This window comes from Hahella ganghwensis DSM 17046, from assembly GCF_000376785.1.
Taxonomy (GTDB): domain Bacteria; phylum Pseudomonadota; class Gammaproteobacteria; order Pseudomonadales; family Oleiphilaceae; genus Hahella; species Hahella ganghwensis.
The window spans coordinates 99,090-115,627 of the sequence record NZ_AQXX01000137.1; the positions used below are offsets into that span (position 1 = coordinate 99,090).

Consider the following 16,538-nt stretch of genomic DNA (forward strand, 5'->3'; position numbering starts at 1 on the left):
TTACAGGTTATGGGGGCCAATGATCACGGAAACGTCATCAACCCCTTTGGTTTTTGCGTAGATGTAAGTGTTTGGGGCTGGCGATAGGCGAAGCATTGTTGACCGGGTAAAGTCCGGCACTTCGTCAATCTTCGCCAATGCTGTCGGGTCGCCGTCTTCGAACGATGCCAGCAAGGACACCGAGCCGCCGCCGTCGTGGAAAATGATTTGAACCTGTATGCCGCTGTCTTCGACCAGATAGCCTGTGCTGGTCTGATCTTGTGCGACATGATCCAAAACCTTATCAATTGTCATGGTCATGCTGATTTATCTCCATATGGGTAATCTGATGGGCTGGCGAACAGTCCGCTGTGCAGCTCCGCCCGCGACATTCGGGGCGGCCGTCCGAACACTCCAGGAATCGGACACGCCACCAATATCAAGGTTTGCAACAACAGCCGTTGCTTCTGAGCTGGACGATGTGAGCCTGATTCTCACCGTGTCATCTAACTGGACCGAACTGCCGACATTGGTCCACGCCCCTCCATTGACTGAAAACTCGGCGCTGGGATCACTGCCAGCCAACAGGGATATGGAGATGATTTGGGCGGGATCGATGCCGGTTACAGTGATTGGCTGACTGACGTATGACGAGGAAAGGGCCGCGCCAAACACGTCTTGAAAAGTGAAAGGGTCCGGGGTCAGATCCACGGTTGAGGCGGTCACGTTTACCGTCAGTGTCACCGTGTCGGCAGCATTCCCCGCTGAGTCGCTAACGTCATAATTGACCAGATAAGTGCCGGGTGTTCCGGTGTCTACAGCGTCACCACTTACCACAACACTGCCGCTAACATCGCCGTCAACGTCATCAGTCGCAGTGAATGACGGCGGGGTGTAGGTGTCCCCTTCGGTCAGATTAATTTCAAGAACTCCGCCATTAACGACCAGTACGGGAGGCGTCGTATCATTGGCCCCGATAGCTTCCAAGTAAGCTTGGCAGGCTCGGTATCCAACAGTGTCCAGGTCAGCATCAGTCTTGAAGTGCAGCCCATCGCCACTTACGGAAACGTCTATGTCAGTGTTGGGTATCGTGATGTATGCATGAGGGTTATTGGTTGCGACGTTAATCTGAGCCTGACGAACTGCCGCCTGACCAGTGGTTATCCCGTTGCCATCACTATCAGAATGAATGGTTTGTAAGGCAACGATTATCGTGATCGCTCCGTAATCGTTCCACATGTCATCGACCAACTGATTCAGCGCCGCCTCATACACCGCTATATCAGTATCTGCGTTGGACTCTCCCTGATGCCAAAACACGTAGTCGACGCCACCGAGAATGGCCGCACGACGATCAAATGAGTTTCTTAACGCCCCACCTTTCGCCCATTGCTCGATCCCTGTTGCACCCATTGGGCCAGGCAAAAAGCCCAAAGGCTGGTTTGTTGCGGCCATCGCGTGGTGGGCAAAGCGAAGCATAAATGAACCGCCCGCGTTGCTATCACTGGAAGCAGCATCAACCTGGCCCACGTTGCTGTCCCAGGCGTCTTCTAATTCCTGATAACCATCGGCATTAGTGAATAACAGGTGACGCTCGCCACTATCGCCCCGCTCGTATGTCTGTGGATTATCCCCGCGCCCAGACATGTTTGACTGACCGAGCCCCGCCGCCACCGGTACGACAGAATAAAAATTGGCCGTTGCTGTAATCGCGTGATTGTCCGCCAGGCGCACCTCAACAGTGTGCTGCCCATAGGGAAACGTAACGTCAAACGAATACGGCCCAACTTCAGGCGAAGCCCCGGTGATCCATGCGCCACCGTTCACGCTGTATTCAATCGCGGTTGTGGACACGTTCAATTGACCGAACACTGGAAGCGTAGCGTTACCGTTGACCGATTTCCGAAACACGAAATCCTGAATGGTAAGAGGTTCAGTCGCTGCAGTAACAAACCGCACATTATCCAAGCTTGGCGCGGTTCCGCTGGTTCGCATCCCCATACGGGTCGCAGTTTCAGCAAATGACGAGGAGTGAATGAACGCCTCAACACCGTCCAGATAGGCGGTTATGGTGGACCCTGACAAGTTAACCGATACCTGATAATCATCATTTCGGCCAAATGTAGGAAAGGCATAACTCTGGACAGAGGTCCACGACCCTGATTGACGGCGGTATAAGCGTAATTCAGCGGCCGATGACGAGAGGATGTATATGCACACAAGCCAAAAGTTGTTTACATCGATGTAACGGCAAGCCAGACCGTAAAAGCCCGCGCTATCCCCGCCACAATTGAAAGTGGCTGACAACGTGCCGTTACTTGCGCCAGCGTCAAAACTGGCTACCCATTTGGCCCCGGTTGGGCTGGACCCGGTAGCCTGAAGCTTTCCCCCTGTCGCGGTAAACTGCCCGTTTTCCTCTGTCCATTCAGGAGGCAATGCCAGATCGTCAAATGAAAACAGCGTCACGCCTTCCGGGAAAGCGTGAGACGCCGCGCCCGTCGCGGTCTGTGGGGCTTGTGTCGAAATGATTTTCGCTGAGCCATCGGGCGGAGAAAACGAGGCCGTGCCTGTTGCGGTCTGGGGTGCCTGAGTGGAGGTGATGATGTTTGACGCCGCTATGTAGATCCATTGGCTGTCGTCGCCCGCGAAGTTCGTCAACGCCCCGTCAGTTGAGCCACCGCCCAGGGAATCGACAATAGTCAGGCCTGATCCTTCATCCACTGGATAGAACCGGTTACTTGCAGGGGTGTCGGTGTCTTTTAACTCAAGCTCATGCAGCGTAAACGCCCCGTAAGAAGCGGTAGCCCGGCGACCAATCCAATCGAAGGCAAACGAGCCTGAGCCGTCAGTGATCTGAGCAACGCTAACAGAATCAATAAACAGCTCAGCGCCATAGTTGAAGCCGTCAAACGTCATTACTGCATGCAGATCGTAGACTCTGCCCACTTCCCAGGTAATGCCCGAATCAAAATCAATCCTGTGAGATGTGCCACCGCCCTGAATCCGTACATCTGGACTACTGCCAGGGTTAACGTAAAGCCGGTTGTTTGAGTTGCCGGAATGACCAAGCAGGTATGTCAGGCTCAAGCTGGCCAGCTCAAACTTTACCCGCAATTCCCAACGGTTGGACGACGGCACCCACTCAGGAATGACAATGTGATCATTCGAGCCGTCAAACTGGATCGCATACTCTGCCATAACAGCCCCTAACGCTTAGACTTGGTGCGTGTAGCTGCTGACAGATACTGGACCGCCAGAAACCAGGTTGGTTTCATCCATTTCTAAAGATTCACCAGACCCTGTACTCCCTACAGTTCCGGCCGTAACCACGCTTAAGCCGTCAGACTTTACGGTTTCATATTTCGCTGCCTGCCCATCAGCATCAGCGCTTGAGTCGTCAGCGATTGCGTTAAAGGTAAGCTTGCCGTTGACGGCAGCCGGGGCGGATGTTGCCGACAGTGCGCATGTAGCCAGCAACACGTCAGCGGAGGTCAAGAATCGGATAAATCCGCCATCAAGTAGGCGGGCCATAGCGTCGGCTTGAGCGTTTTTAGCCTCCGCTGAAAGGGTAACTTCAGTTCCCATAAAACCCTCTTATTATTCTTATTTTGGGTTATAAGTTATTGTTTTTGTTATAGACTCTCTGTCATTTGTTCCCCGCGCCGCTCCTTACGCAGATTTCGATAACCGGCAGCCCTCATGCGGGCTTTAAATTGCCGGTACATTGCCAGTGATGTGATGCCCGGATCTGCTTTGAAAAGCTCTATCTGAATATCATCATCACTGTAAGTAACAACCAGGCTTCCTACATAAGGCGCCCGGCTGTCATAACACGCTTGCGGAGTGGCCCCCGCATCGATTGGATAACCGCGAAAAAACGACATGCGCCGCCTTTCCCCGTTTCTAATCACCTCCCCTCGATCTTCTTCATGAATGTGATACATGTTCGCCTCGCTTGCCGTACCACATCACCGGCTTATTGTTATTGTTCGATCTTGCTTACGTAATACTCTGACTTGAGATGCTCCAGCATGCCGACCATTTCAAAAGCTCCTGCGCCAGTATCATCCCAGCCACTCACAACGGCGCGAGAGTTTATGCCGTAAACAAATCCAAAACCTGTAATAATTCCTGATTTGGCATCCTTGAGGATGTCCTCAAGCAGTTCTACAAGCTCTTGATTAGCGGCCCCCATCTTTCTCTCCTTCCATTACTTTTACCCTCAGCTCGTGATATTCAGCGTATCGCTTATCTCTGCGCCGCTGGTAGTACCAGTTGACGGCAAATGTCGCGAGCGCCAGCGCAAAGCCCAGAAGTGCAAGCCACTGGTTAAGCGTTAAGGTGCCGTATATCGCCACGCCTGAATTAACCGCATATGACGCGGCCGTTGCTGACTTGTCTGGCATGCTCACTTTTCCCTCCCTAGCCATTTGTTTTTATCACTGCTTCCCTTGGTTGTGCCCACCCAGTAAGCACAAGCCGACGTGAACACGCCCATGACTTGACCAACGATCAAATAGACCACTTCACTCGTTTTCTCGTTGGGATCACCAAACGCCAACAGGTAGAACATGCCGCTAACCATAACGATTGAAGCAAGCGTTAAAGCGGACGGCATCCAGTGGGTTTTATGGTTCGCGCGGGCGTCTGATCGATCCAGACGGCGGGATTCTTCCATCTTGAACATGAAATCTTGCAGAGACTCCGCCTCTCTGATTTCAAACTCTCTCAGCTTCAGGGCGGCTTGTGGGTCGCTTTTTAAGGCTTTCGCTACTTCGTCGGGCTTGCTGTTTACTCCAAACAAAGACGCTACAGCGGTCCCCAGAACCGCTCCACCAGGGCCACCCAAAAGCGTACCGATGGTGGGAGCCACCTTACCAACAGTTTTGCCGATGTCTGACCAGTTCATGAACGTCTCCATGCTCTAACATCGAAACAGGGGCAATCTTTATGGACGCCCGGCAAGTCACGGTGACCAAGCACCTTAGCGCCAGGATAGACATGTAATTGGAAATCGATCAGCTTACGGAGGGATTCAAATTGTTCGGAAGTGAAATTGTCTTCAGGCTGGCCGTCCTCATCAAGGCCACCAACCAGGCAAATGCCCACGGACTTGTCATTGTAGCCAAAGGCGTGCGCTCCCTGGCCGTGCATGTTGCGGCCCTGTTCAATGCCGCCGTCACGCTCAATTACCCAGTTATACCCGATGTCAGACCATTTGCGCTCGTCAACATGCCACCGGCGAATGTCGTCAACGGTAACCTTCTGATCTGCTTTCGTGGCTGAACAGTGAACAACAATGTAGCCGGTTTCTGCTCTGCGCATATTCATCACCATTTTTTATTATTTTTATTGGATGTATAAATATGACTAATATTCTCTAATCAAAAAGAGAGATTTTAGGCATAAAAAAACCCAGCTCTGGGATCAGGGCCGGGTTTTCTCAATTGTGGTAATTTTAACCGGGTTTTTGCGTAAATGGAATGACACAATCTCTGCGCCATTTAAAGCAATCTCTTTCTAACTACTCTGTTTGTGTTGAGTCAACGCCCCCAGAATACTTCGGCTTCCTCTCGAAATCTCGAATGACTTTACCATAGAACCTCTCGTGAGCATCGGCGATTATCATTATTCTGCTTGTTGCTCCAAAAGAGGTAAATATTGCTAAAAGTAGAATCAGCCATCGAACTATAGAGGCTAGATTATATCCCGGCGGCAAACCTAGATGAGGCATTGCAAGCGAAATCCCAAATGCCATCAGCGTAATTATCATAAACATAAGCGCAACGAAAATTTCGTACACATATATGTGTACATGCTTATTCATGAAATCTATCTTTCGATCCCGTACAGACCTCTTTATCGCTTTCCATTGATCAAATTTTTTTGATATCCGAATTGACTTAGGCAACAGCCAATAGAATGCAAAGGCAGAAGCGATGCCGATAAGCATTCCTATGAACACAGACGTGAACCACCAGCCCGGATCTGCCAGCAGATTTTTAATTTCCATTATCTTTCTCTCCTTACACTGGCGCCCTCAACAATGGCAATGGTATTTCGAATTCTTTTGCAATCCATCCTGTGGCCAGGACAATGGCCGCGATACCAACCCCGGTCAACATGCGAAATACCAAATATCTTAATCTCTCACGCAGATCCAGTTTAGCCACAAGTCGCTCCTCCTTGAGGTATTCACTGTGTTTTGAGTAAAGTTTTTGATATTTCTTATTAAGCCCGTCAACCAAATCCGTATATTGACCCATAAGTGTCCTATATCTTTCCTCAGGCGTCTCTTTGTTGTATGCAGCACCATGCTTCAATGTAGTTCTCAAAAGGTTGTCCAGCTGCTTACCATACTCTTCCGGTATTAAAATTGAGCCTGACTTCCAGATCTTCTCTATTTCCTTAACCTTTCCGACTACCCTATTTGCCATCTCACTCGCCATAGCCTCACCATTCCGTGATTTCCTATAACCTTTTAGGAAATGTCGCACAGCAACACCTCGCTCAAGTATTTAGTATAGCTGCCATCACTCGCACGGATGCCTGAAGATAATTGCAATGGATGCCTAGTGATAGCGGCCCGGTTGGGTCGCCCCTCCTTTATGGCCGCTCAGCCGTTCGGATGATTGGCCAAACTGCGCGCAATTGATAACATGTTGCCTCAATTTGGAATGGAATTGAGAACGCCGATTCTCGTTAGTATTAGACAAGGAAACTTCTCGTGAGCAGGGCTGCAAAAGACTTAAAGTACGCCAATATTCGCCGGGCGGTATATGAAGAAACCGTCAAGTATGCTGGCAACCCATCCCTCAAATTAACCGAAATCAATGAACACGCTTTACAACATCACGCCAAATGGCCTGACATAGGAAGAGAGCCCCCCAATGGTGGCTGGGACTGGCGCAGCTTTATGATGGGCAAATACAAAAAAGAATCTGCTCGCTTTGAACTGGCAATCTGGCACAGGGATCAGCTTTGCGGGTTGAGTGCTGGGCTTCCATCAGGAAGTAAAATTTTGTTAAAGATTGAGTTAATTGAGGGAACCACCGCATCACCAAACCCGCTTAAAAATAATATTGTGCCATTAACTCTAACCTGCGCTGAATTGTATGGCATTGCCATCGGTTCTGAAGAGGTCCGAATTACAGAGCCGGTCAGCGGGCTCATAGGGTACTATGAGAGCTTCGACTACACTTATGTAGCAGGCAATAAGCGGGAATCAGACTATTTAGTAAAAAGGATAGAAGATTAAATATGAGCGGGCAAAATAACGAAAATCAGAAGGATATTGACGTTGCTGAATCTTTACAAAAGATGCGTAAATATGCTACTAAGAAAGGGCACCAAGTAAGAAAAGCTGTCCCGGTTCCAAAAGGTGCAAAGGGCATGATTGCCGGGAAGCCCAAAGATATTATGTAAGTTTGTGAAGGAGGGTTTATGCCCAACAAACAACAGAATGAGTTAGATATGGAAGCGTTACGGAAGCGCATGGCGGCTCATGCGGCTAAATCTAACTATCTTCAAGTACCTTGTCCTGATGATTTGGACTTGAGGGGTGTGCTTGCGGGAAATCCAAAGAAGCTAACCAAAGAGCTGTCATCCGGTAAGCGGTCCGCTCCCACTATCACTAATACTTAATCACTCATATCAGTAAGAGAGCGCTTACAGAAGCACGCCTACCCTCTCTTACTATGTTTTTCCGAGTAGCGCCTTAATAATGCGGTTAGGGCGCTCACCTTCCCCTTAACATGCTCTTCCAAAAGGAACCGCTTGCCCTTGTACTTGATCACTGGCCAAGGAAAGGACGTTGACGACTCCTGACCGCACTTAGAACACTTCACATCCCAGGTTGTGGGGTGCGTATGAATAATTTGCTCTTCCATCCATTTATCAGTTCTTTCCGCGTGCCGGTCAAGCGTCCTGAGAACCCCACCGCACTCGCAAAGCTGCTCAATGAATTCGACTTCAACGGTTTTTGACTTGGTTTCCACTGTAGAAAAGCTCAAAACTGTACATTCAAACAGTATAGAGCTTATTTATTCAGGCGGGATCTGGCAAGCGTTGATCGTTTACAATCATTTTTGCTATCTGTTTTGAGAGCTTTTCAATTAGAAAAGCTTTGGGTACTTCCTGCATCGCAGTCTTGGAAATGGTGTAGCCGTAGCGATTACCATCCGCCGTGAACTCATAATGAATGGCCCTATCAATCGTTTCTCTGACCACAGGTGACATTTCGATATTTATCAGCATCTCAGGAATATATTCATGATGCATCATAAGATCTGTATCAGTGATAACTCCCCACGCATGGTTCGAGATCATGGCGGCTCTTGTTGGCGGCTCCCTGAAGTCAATCTTTTGTGGGTCCAGCCCCACAAAAAACTCTCCAGCCACCCTACGAACATCAGCCAGAAGAGATCTGACATGTCGCGATCTTGAGACTTCCTGTCTCGCATTCTCTGCATGGTAATCCCTTGATCCCTTCAGCTCTGCTATCTGCTGCTTTAACTCCCGCTTTTGGTTTCTTCCGAATCGTTTACTCATAGGCCACCCATTATTATTTTTCTTCTATCCAACCCCAGCCCCAGGACTGAAGCATGACCAATTTCTGATGAGGGCTTATATCCTCGTCCTGCCTCTTATAAGCTTCTACCTCGAAAGGGTTTCTCTTATACCCATAGGCAACTTGAAACCACAAATATGTGACATAGAAGTTCCACCACCCCAGGCGACGAACCTGCTCAACGTGTATAAGTTCGTGTTTAAAAAGCTTCGGAAACCAGCTCGCCTCCTTGCATTGCTCGACGCTATGCTTGAAGAATATAAACGGGTAGATGGTGACAGCATCCACGCCCAGAAGGCGCGGAATCCATGATCTGTATTTAATGCGTAGCTTCATTATCCGTATCCCGCTTCCCAATGGTCAGCCCATTAACAATTGAAGCAATGCGACTGCCAATTTCCCTAACGACGCGAACCTTTGCCTGATTCTCATCCAGTCCCGCGTTAAGTCCCTCCTCTACCATTAAGGATATAGCGGCAAATTGTAGTGACTGGTACGCCAGGGAAAACCCATCAACTCCCCACTCGGAGCTGTCCCTAAATTGGTCAAGCGCGTCCTGCCGCAACTTCTGGGCTGTTAGATTGTATGCCTCGATGTATTTTGCTTGGGTCTCTGGTGACATATCGGTTTGTTGGTTGCTCTCACTCATCATACTTTCCTCAGCTTTTCGCCAGCTTGTTGTAATACAGCACTTTCCAGCTCCTGCAGGCGGGAGCGGACAGACTCATAAACTTTGCGATATTTGCGGTTACGGAACCGGTGACGATCGATCCGTGCCATTGTGGCAATTCGGTTATCTGTCAGCCGATCAAACCCTTTACCCTCGCACTTGTAACAGGAATAGGTTACCTCCTGCGTCTTGCTTTTCTGGATGCGGCGACCTTTGCAGGCTTTACAGCGGGTTAACTCTGGCTCGACTTCAACAGCTACCACCACACCCGCAAGCCGGTCAGCTTCACCTTGTTCGACCCGGGAAGCTTCGCCCATTGCTAAAAACATGCTTGCGGTCATGCTTGTAGCAATGCGTCGGGATTCACGGTCAGACGCGTATTTTGCAAGTGCAAGGTAATACCCCGCGTTGCGCTCAATCCCGGCCAATGACATCGACGTTGTTGCCGTCCGGTCAGACCCTCTTGCCATATCACACCCAAGAAAAACCGGCTCACCGGGTGAGTGGGAAACTGTCTTTGATAGTCTCTCTGCAATCTCGCTCATAATCTCCCCTTCAGGCTGGGTACTCTCTTCACAATGTCGATGGTCACCGGGTAAAGCGCCTCAACCTGTTTCTTTTTGATTTTGAATGTCTCGGTTTCCTTCCCTTTCGTGTCCACAAATGAGACAGCCCCGTCTTTCCAAAACACCTGAAAATCACAGCGGTAAGTTACTCCGCCAGGCAAATCAAAGGGAACTTGTCGCAGAAAGTACTTTACTGCTCCGATTGACTTTGCCGCCTTCAGGTACTCGTAGTAGCCACCCTCCAGCTTTGACGGGAAGCGAATCCCGTCAATCACCGTTGAGTGGGCGTTATACTTACCCTGCCTTTTGGCTTTGGGCTTCATCATTAGCTGCTTGTATTGCTCTATGCTGATGCTGCTCATATGCCTTTAACCATTTATCAAGATGACAACGAAACCACCCGCCTCGGGACTTTTTGGGAGCCTTGATACCCATAAGTTCACCGGTGCGCATGGCTTTAAGAAATGTTGAGTAAGGAACACCCAGATAAGTCGCGGCGGCCGTATCCGGCATTGATGCGTTTTCCCACCCAGATTCTGCATTGGCTCTCGCGCCTTTCAGTCCGATTGATGGCGCGCAGTAAGGCAATGTTTCTATTGCTCCACCTTTTTCCAAGAATGCGGCCACATCTTTCTCAAGCTCAGCCCTTGCCATTTCTCGGGCCTCTCTTCCGCTACTGATGGTCTCGTCTGCCACTCTCCAGCCGCCATAAATGTTATTTACTGACATAGGTATCCCCTTGGTATGTGTCTATCGATTCCGCGCGATTGCGCCCAGGTGAGTAATTCCGCCGGCGGGACATCCGCCCAGCTTTCATATCCGAGTTGGTTTTTGATCATGAAGCGAGACCAGCCGTGTAGGTGCTTAACCCGTTGTTCGTCCCACCACTCGCGGGGAGCTATTGCGGACTCCCCTTCCTGATGTTGGCGGACATGGACTGAGTGAAGCAGGGGAATTGCTGAATACTGCGGCTTTATCCCGGTGCCGGCCCCATTCGCTACCCGGCGAACATGGGCAGCTTCAACCGGGTCGTCTTCTGTTCCATCTCTGCCGGTATAGGCGCACTTTTGAAGGCGCAACCACTGCAAAAACTTTTCGTCAGAGCCTGCCGCCGCCCAGACTTCAGGAGCCCTGAAGAAACTGGACTGATACAAAATCTTGGCTTGCTGGCCGAAAGGTTTCGCACTGTCAATCATGCGTTGCTGCATCTGAGACTGGGCAGCAGCATCCGTTAGCCTGACCATTGCGCCAGCCGCCCCAGGCACACCAAACAATTTGAATGCATCCTGAGCATCCCCCGGTTCAACATCTACCGAAATCCTTAAGGTGCCATCAGCCATGGTTTTGACGGACCTGGACACGAAAGGAATGATGTTTTCTTCAGTCATCCCGCACCTCCAAAAAGCGAAGGTTGCCCTATGCGATCGGAGGTCATCGGGTTTAACCAAACACACTCTACTGCTACTTTGGTGCCTTTCTGGGCCGCCGCTCTCGCAAAGCGTTGGTGCTTATGCCAGCCTTTAAGCATGTCGTTGTATAGTTCTGAGTCGTACCCGCTTATCAAGACATAACCCGGTACCTTTTGAATTTCGGCTAGCAGTTGCTCGTGCTCATCACAAGTCATCTCATGCCTGTAGTACCTATGCCCGTTCATGACACGAGTCTCAGGTAGATAAGGCGGATCCAGATAGGTAAGGCTGTCAACAGTCGCGTGCTGCTCAATCACTTCTCGAGCTGGGCGATTTTCAATAACAACACCTTGAAGCCTTTCGCAGAAACTGCGGATGTTGCTTGGGTACTTTTGCCAAACGTGACCTGCCAAGCTCCACTCTCGATTAGAGTCCGATCGGAAGCCTGAACGACACTTTGTGGCAGCGGCTGAACCAAACCCGGCAGTTGCTCGAAAAAGGGTTCGTCTTGCCCTCTCAACCGGATCAGTAGATGAATCATCTTGAGCAATTTCATATTCCGATCGAGCAAAAGGGGTAAGCTGACATGCAAATTGCAATTCTTTGGCAAGATCAGGATCTCTCAAAACTCTAAATACATTCACAACGTCTTCATCCAAGTCGTTATAAACCTCGGCATAGGAGCGCGCTTTTTGCATGAGCACACTGCCCCCACCTCCAAACGGTTCGATGTATTTCTGATGCTGCGGGAAAAAACCGACTAGCCACTGATACATTCGAAATTTTCCTCCGAAGTAACGCATAACCGGACTCGTAACACTCACTCTTCGCTCTCCACTAACAGATAAGCTGTTGGGTAGGTGTTTGGGCATCTCGTGGCCTTGCCCTGGGCAACCAAAAGTTTCAGCGCCCCGTTTACCCGCTCAACGCCAATATTCAGATCCATTCCGATTTCATCCGAAGTTGAGGATTCAACCGGATCCAAAAACTCAAGTACTAAACGCTGATCTTTTGTCATTCTTCTTCTCCTGCCAGCAGAACCAGAGAGCACACAACTAATGTTGAGGCCCAGGCTGAATATTCTTCACGAATGTTGTAATACTTCCGGCTGAACGCTGCCCGACATCCTCTAAAGAACGGCCAGAAGAACAGAGCCAGAGTGATCAATGTCATAAGCAGGGGCAGATAACGACCCCGAAGCTTTTTCATTAGGTTCATGCAGTCTTAGCCTCGGTTGGTTCTTGTTGTTGTCCAAACTGCTCAGTGAAGTTCGCAGCGACCAAGGCGGCTGCTAAGGGCGGGCATACAGAGTTACCGCACATCCGGACTTGAGCGGCTTTGCTTAATTTCTTGCCGTTGGGCAAGCGGTCGTGAATGTAGTCAGAAGGAAAACCCTGGGCTCGGTATAGTTCGTGCGGCTGAAGCATGCGCATTCCGATATCGACAATCCGGTAAAGCTCGCCCTTGACAACAACTAAGCCTATGCGGTCCTTAGTGGGGATTGTGTGCATAGGATCGGTAAGCTCTGCCCACTGTCCGCCTTCAGAGTAATATTTCATTAGGAAGGCGCGGACCTCTCCAACGTGATTACCTCCAGCCGTTACCGTGGGCAAAGGCGCATCGACCCTCTGGCCGTCTCTACAGGTTCCCCGTAGTTTTACGAGGTTGCTTGTGACCAGAGCGTGACTATCCCGCGTAGGGACGGTGTGCAAGGGGTCGTCCGCCTCACTGCCGATAGATTTGCCGAAGTATTTAGACAAGAAGGTTGAAACAAGTTGGGTTTTCCCCTGCCCCCCGGCCATTACGGTGCCAACCGGGTCGCTTGCTTTACTTCCAACACTCTGCCCAAAGTCACGCTGAATATGAGCTGTCACCAGTGAGTGATGATCAACTGTCGTAACGGTTCCTGTGGGCTTTTCAATCTCTGAGCCCACAACACCGGTGTAGTGTTTCGCAAGAAACGCACTGACCATTGCAAAGTGTCCACCCTTCACTTCAGCGCATTGGGTTCTCAGTGGGTCATTGGCCGCCATGTTTCTTTGATTGCTCGCGTTTGCATGCTCGGTGATAAATGGAGCAACCGAGGGTATGACAATTCCGGCACCATTTTTTGAAGTGAGAGTGTGCAGTGGTGCGCTTTCCCGCTGCCCCCTGAACCCCTCGCCGCCATGATTAACTTTCACAATAAACGGATTGGGGCTATCCACTACAAAGCGCTGAATACCCTTGGCAATTCGCTTCAGGGTGTTCTCAGCCAGTGGCTTGTTACGCTCAAAAATCGACGGGCATGGAATTGACCAATCAATAATGTCCGCTGCTGTTAACCAAGGCTTCAGCTTTCTGCTTTTTACAGCCTCTGAGTTTGGGTCTCCATGGGTGACCTTCGGCCAGACAATCGGTGCATCATCACAACGAGCGACTAGGAATAATCGTTTACGAATTGTTGGCGTACCGTAATCACACGCCCGCAACTGGCGGTATTCAACCCTGTAACCCTGGCGCTTAAGTGCCCTTACAAAACTCTTGAATGTTCTTCCCTTCCTCCGCTTACAGGGGAAGCCTTCTTGGTCCAGCGGTCCCCAGTCTATGAATTCCTCAACATTTTCCAGACAAATAACGCGAGGCTTTACCGTCGCAGCCCAACGAATTGCCACCCAGGCAAGCCCCCTTATCTTCTTCTCGCGCGGCTTCCCTCCTTTGGCCTTTGAATGATGCTTGCAGTCTGGTGAAAACCAAGCCAGCCCAACTGGCCGACCCGCACACACTTTGCGCGGATCCACTTGCCAAACGTCTTCACAGTAATGCTCTGTCACTGGATGATTGATCTTGTGCATCTCGACCGCTTCAGGGTCGTGATTGATTGCAATATCCACCGGGCGACCAACCGCAATTTCAATTCCCGTTGAAGCACCACCACCACCGGCAAAGTTGTCAATAATTAACTCGCCCTCAAAGCCAAGCCCTAACTGGGGAATATTTCGGTAATTAGTAAAACAGGTCATCTTTCTTACTCTCTTCACCAATAGAATGCGTGGTCACGCCCGCCCTGTGAGCTGCAATCCCTAAAGCCTCGATCCAGGCCATATGCCCGCCCTTTCGGGGAGCTTCAGAGATGCAACAGCCGCTTGCATTTCAGCGAAGCTGACAAGGAGGTCACACACGGTGCCCGATAACGCCCACGCTGCAGGGAATTTTCAATGTCCGCCGTTCACCTGCCCTCGACGGTCCCGGTAATGCTGGCCGGGCTCCCAATCAATTAGTTGATTCCGGTCGAGCCAAAGCCGCCGGCACCACGTTCGGACGTGCAGGAAAATTCGTTTACAAGGTTGAAGTTGGCCCGGACAACGGGTGTGATGATTAGTTGAGCGATTCTGTCGCCATGGCGAATAATCGATGGAGCGTTATATGAGTCGGAATTTGGCCGCTTGCATAAACACACCTTCAACTCACCTTGATAGTCTGAGTCAATCAGGCCGGTCCCATTGCCAAGCACCAATCCCTCTTCGACACCCAACCCAGAGCGTGGAATGATGACAGCCGAAAGATTCGGGTTATTCAGATGAATTGAAATTCCGGTGGGGATTAACACCTGTTCACCGGGGCGAAGCGCAACGTAATCAACCTCTGCAAGCCATGCGCACAGATCCAGCGCCGCTGCCCCCTTAGTTTTGTATTCCGGCACCGTCGCCCCGGGGCGGACTTGGCGTAATTCAATTTCTGTTTCTAGCAACATGTGGTTCTCCAGAGATTCTCTGTTAGGCAAGCGAAGCAATCAGCTTCGACAGGTTTTCGCGCGCCAGCTCCCGGCGACGTTCTGTAACTTCAGGCGGAACCGGCAAAGCCCGCTGTAAATACTTGTGTGACTCGATTGCTGCCCCCTTGGTAATCATTCCCTCAGTGTTTCGATTGAGCCCTTTGGCAAGCTTGATAAACTTCCCCAGGGTCGGCGGCATCTCTGCCCCTTCTTCCAGCAGGCTATGAAATGCATTTCCTATCTGATGCTCTGAATATCCTGAAAGCGCAGCGCTCCAGGTTTTGTAAGCTTCGCCGCTAACGTCTCCAAACTGTCGCACCCAGGACGCCCCGTAACTCTCAGTCATACGCCGCCAGAAACGGAGCATCACCGCCTCGTGCCTGAGCTGCTTGGATCTGTCGATATTCTTCTGCCAGCTCTCGCTCTCGTTCTGCGGCGACGCAACCAGCGCGATCAACTGTTGATTGCTTAAATCCTTCGGGCTGTGCATGTGTTCTTCTCCCGTTTGCGTCCCACTCAATTGCTGCTTGTAAATAACCTTCGAACTTCTCGGGCGCGAATAAGGTTTGGGGGCGTAGGTATTCGGACATTTCCGAATCGTTGGCCCATTTGCTGACGCGGTGGTCAGTAACTATGTTGAGCTGTTCAAGGGTGAAGCCTTCTCCAAGTCGGCCGTTGATAAACTTCAGACTTGCTTTTGATGTGCGAAAGCTTCGGCCAGTGGATTGATTGAGATGATCGATAACTCGCTTGGAATCGTCGGAGGGGATAGGTTCGGCTTCAGCCGGACTATGTCTCTTATTCTCTTTAATACTTGAATGTGAATGTGAATGTGAATGGCATTGCTGGGGCATTGCTTCTTGAATGCTTGGGGCATTGCTCGTTGCATCACTTGAGCTGTTCTTGTTTGATTTCTGATCATTCTTCCATCTTGCAGCGGCTGCCTTGGCTGCTTTTGCCCTACTTTTTTCCATCCGTTGAGTAGCTTTTTCCCTCTCCTCATCAACTCTTGCATGCTTAAGGGTTCCTTCATGAATGCTAAAAAAATGCTTCAAGCATTCCTTGTTGCTTTCCCATTTCTCAGGCGACATCTTGCAAATATTGGCAAGTACCTGATCGTTATCTGGCAAAGGGCCGTTCATCCAATAATCAAAAATCAACAGTAGATACGCGCCGTGCTGTTCAGTCGTCAGGCGCGAAGTTGCTGCAAGGTAATCACCGATGAAAAACGGCATGAATACGTCAGGCTTCATAGACCACCCATGAACTGCAGGAAGCAATAAACCCCACCAACCAGAGTCCCTCCAGCCGCTGACACGACCCCAAGACTTGTAATCACCATCGTTGTGTTCACCAGATCTTCTCCTGCGACTCTCAATAGATTCTCTTGCGATTAAAAAAGGGGGGGGCACTATCGCGCCCCGTCACTCCGAAATAAGAAAGCAAGGCAAGCTTGGTGAGTGATCTATAAAAGGTTTCCCGAAACCCTTGATAGTCTTCTCCCGGCCGATTCCGTCTGTACGGCCCCATCGCTAAGCAGGGGTGTGCTGGCGGTCTAACCAAGCCTGTTACTCCTTACTTTGTAGAATCC

26 protein-coding genes are annotated in these 16,538 nt (G+C 50.3%); 2 read left to right on the forward strand and 24 right to left on the reverse strand.

The genetic code is table 11. The features are described 5' to 3' along the window. From F566_RS0125205 to F566_RS0125250, 10 genes are all read right to left on the reverse strand, one after another. Complete coding sequence (locus tag F566_RS0125205; RefSeq protein WP_020409818.1) at positions 1 to 300, reverse strand: hypothetical protein; 300 nt, start codon at positions 298 to 300, stop codon at positions 1 to 3. Between the two features lie 6 nt (positions 301 to 306). Continuing rightward, entirely contained in the window at positions 307 to 3,177 is a 2,871-nt protein-coding gene (locus F566_RS0125210) for a sialate O-acetylesterase (protein ID WP_020409819.1), read from the reverse strand. A 15-nt stretch (positions 3,178 to 3,192) separates the two neighbouring features. Beyond that, the gene (locus F566_RS0125215) at positions 3,193 to 3,564 is read right to left on the reverse strand and encodes a hypothetical protein (RefSeq protein ID WP_020409820.1); all 372 of its coding nucleotides are present in this window, start codon (positions 3,562 to 3,564) and stop codon (positions 3,193 to 3,195) included. A 47-nt stretch (positions 3,565 to 3,611) separates the two neighbouring features. Beyond that, positions 3,612 to 3,863: a hypothetical protein gene (locus tag F566_RS0125220; protein ID WP_157497074.1), complete on the reverse strand. Its 252-nt coding sequence runs from the start codon at positions 3,861 to 3,863 to the stop codon at positions 3,612 to 3,614. Between the two features lie 98 nt (positions 3,864 to 3,961). Continuing rightward, complete coding sequence (locus tag F566_RS0125225) at positions 3,962 to 4,174, reverse strand: hypothetical protein (protein ID WP_020409822.1); 213 nt, start codon at positions 4,172 to 4,174, stop codon at positions 3,962 to 3,964. Further along, positions 4,161 to 4,385 carry a holin gene (locus F566_RS34010; protein WP_051085428.1) on the reverse strand — a complete coding sequence of 75 codons (225 nt, stop codon included), beginning with the start codon at positions 4,383 to 4,385 and terminating at the stop codon, positions 4,161 to 4,163. Before F566_RS34010 ends, F566_RS0125225 begins: the two co-directional genes overlap by 14 nt. A gap of 2 nt (positions 4,386 to 4,387) precedes the next feature. Next, positions 4,388 to 4,888, reverse strand: a complete 501-nt coding sequence (locus F566_RS0125235) for a hypothetical protein (RefSeq protein ID WP_020409824.1) — start codon at positions 4,886 to 4,888, stop codon at positions 4,388 to 4,390. Then, positions 4,885 to 5,304, reverse strand: coding sequence for an N-acetylmuramoyl-L-alanine amidase (locus F566_RS0125240; protein ID WP_020409825.1), 420 nt, complete (start codon positions 5,302 to 5,304; stop codon positions 4,885 to 4,887). The genes F566_RS0125235 and F566_RS0125240 overlap by 4 nt, the downstream gene beginning before the upstream one ends. A gap of 199 nt (positions 5,305 to 5,503) precedes the next feature. Next, positions 5,504 to 5,992, reverse strand: coding sequence for a hypothetical protein (locus F566_RS0125245; RefSeq protein WP_020409826.1), 489 nt, complete (start codon positions 5,990 to 5,992; stop codon positions 5,504 to 5,506). A gap of 13 nt (positions 5,993 to 6,005) precedes the next feature. Next, complete coding sequence (locus F566_RS0125250; protein ID WP_020409827.1) at positions 6,006 to 6,428, reverse strand: hypothetical protein; 423 nt, start codon at positions 6,426 to 6,428, stop codon at positions 6,006 to 6,008. Between the two features lie 278 nt (positions 6,429 to 6,706). Here F566_RS0125250 and F566_RS34015 point away from each other — a divergent pair, with 278 nt between their 5' ends. After that, on the forward strand, positions 6,707 to 7,237 hold the full coding sequence (locus tag F566_RS34015; protein ID WP_020409828.1) for a hypothetical protein: 531 nt from the start codon (positions 6,707 to 6,709) through the stop codon (positions 7,235 to 7,237). 2 nt (positions 7,238 to 7,239) lie between these two features. After that, positions 7,240 to 7,404 (forward strand): hypothetical protein, encoded by a 165-nt coding sequence (locus F566_RS37025; RefSeq protein WP_020409829.1) that lies wholly within the window; start codon positions 7,240 to 7,242, stop codon positions 7,402 to 7,404. Between the two features lie 621 nt (positions 7,405 to 8,025). Here F566_RS37025 and F566_RS0125275 read toward each other — a convergent pair. From F566_RS0125275 to F566_RS35805, 14 genes are all read right to left on the reverse strand, one after another. Next, positions 8,026 to 8,529 (reverse strand): hypothetical protein, encoded by a 504-nt coding sequence (locus F566_RS0125275; protein ID WP_020409832.1) that lies wholly within the window; start codon positions 8,527 to 8,529, stop codon positions 8,026 to 8,028. 13 nt (positions 8,530 to 8,542) lie between these two features. Further along, the gene (locus tag F566_RS0125280; RefSeq protein ID WP_020409833.1) at positions 8,543 to 8,884 is read right to left on the reverse strand and encodes a hypothetical protein; all 342 of its coding nucleotides are present in this window, start codon (positions 8,882 to 8,884) and stop codon (positions 8,543 to 8,545) included. Next, positions 8,868 to 9,200 carry a hypothetical protein gene (locus tag F566_RS0125285; RefSeq protein ID WP_157497076.1) on the reverse strand — a complete coding sequence of 111 codons (333 nt, stop codon included), beginning with the start codon at positions 9,198 to 9,200 and terminating at the stop codon, positions 8,868 to 8,870. The genes F566_RS0125280 and F566_RS0125285 overlap by 17 nt, the downstream gene beginning before the upstream one ends. Next, positions 9,197 to 9,763 (reverse strand): hypothetical protein, encoded by a 567-nt coding sequence (locus F566_RS0125290; protein WP_020409835.1) that lies wholly within the window; start codon positions 9,761 to 9,763, stop codon positions 9,197 to 9,199. Before F566_RS0125290 ends, F566_RS0125285 begins: the two co-directional genes overlap by 4 nt. Then, the gene (locus F566_RS0125295; protein ID WP_157497086.1) at positions 9,760 to 10,110 is read right to left on the reverse strand and encodes a DUF1064 domain-containing protein; all 351 of its coding nucleotides are present in this window, start codon (positions 10,108 to 10,110) and stop codon (positions 9,760 to 9,762) included. Before F566_RS0125295 ends, F566_RS0125290 begins: the two co-directional genes overlap by 4 nt. Beyond that, positions 10,079 to 10,513, reverse strand: coding sequence for a hypothetical protein (locus tag F566_RS0125300; RefSeq protein ID WP_020409837.1), 435 nt, complete (start codon positions 10,511 to 10,513; stop codon positions 10,079 to 10,081). The genes F566_RS0125295 and F566_RS0125300 overlap by 32 nt, the downstream gene beginning before the upstream one ends. Continuing rightward, positions 10,504 to 11,172 carry a hypothetical protein gene (locus F566_RS35800; RefSeq protein WP_020409838.1) on the reverse strand — a complete coding sequence of 223 codons (669 nt, stop codon included), beginning with the start codon at positions 11,170 to 11,172 and terminating at the stop codon, positions 10,504 to 10,506. Before F566_RS35800 ends, F566_RS0125300 begins: the two co-directional genes overlap by 10 nt. Continuing rightward, on the reverse strand, positions 11,169 to 12,065 hold the full coding sequence (locus F566_RS34025; protein ID WP_051085429.1) for a DNA adenine methylase: 897 nt from the start codon (positions 12,063 to 12,065) through the stop codon (positions 11,169 to 11,171). The genes F566_RS35800 and F566_RS34025 overlap by 4 nt, the downstream gene beginning before the upstream one ends. Further along, positions 12,014 to 12,211: a hypothetical protein gene (locus F566_RS0125315; protein WP_020409840.1), complete on the reverse strand. Its 198-nt coding sequence runs from the start codon at positions 12,209 to 12,211 to the stop codon at positions 12,014 to 12,016. Before F566_RS0125315 ends, F566_RS34025 begins: the two co-directional genes overlap by 52 nt. Then, a complete protein-coding gene (locus tag F566_RS0125320) occupies positions 12,208 to 12,411 on the reverse strand; it encodes a hypothetical protein (protein ID WP_020409841.1) in 204 nt (67 codons plus the stop codon). The genes F566_RS0125315 and F566_RS0125320 overlap by 4 nt, the downstream gene beginning before the upstream one ends. Beyond that, the gene (locus F566_RS0125325) at positions 12,408 to 14,195 is read right to left on the reverse strand and encodes a DNA cytosine methyltransferase (protein WP_020409842.1); all 1,788 of its coding nucleotides are present in this window, start codon (positions 14,193 to 14,195) and stop codon (positions 12,408 to 12,410) included. Before F566_RS0125325 ends, F566_RS0125320 begins: the two co-directional genes overlap by 4 nt. A gap of 254 nt (positions 14,196 to 14,449) precedes the next feature. Then, positions 14,450 to 14,926 (reverse strand): dUTP diphosphatase, encoded by a 477-nt coding sequence (dut, locus tag F566_RS0125330; protein WP_020409843.1) that lies wholly within the window; start codon positions 14,924 to 14,926, stop codon positions 14,450 to 14,452. 22 nt (positions 14,927 to 14,948) lie between these two features. Beyond that, on the reverse strand, positions 14,949 to 15,293 hold the full coding sequence (locus F566_RS0125335; protein ID WP_020409844.1) for a hypothetical protein: 345 nt from the start codon (positions 15,291 to 15,293) through the stop codon (positions 14,949 to 14,951). Then, positions 15,286 to 16,200, reverse strand: a complete 915-nt coding sequence (locus F566_RS35805) for a conserved phage C-terminal domain-containing protein (protein ID WP_020409845.1) — start codon at positions 16,198 to 16,200, stop codon at positions 15,286 to 15,288. Before F566_RS35805 ends, F566_RS0125335 begins: the two co-directional genes overlap by 8 nt. Between the last annotated feature and the right edge of the window lie 338 nt (positions 16,201 to 16,538).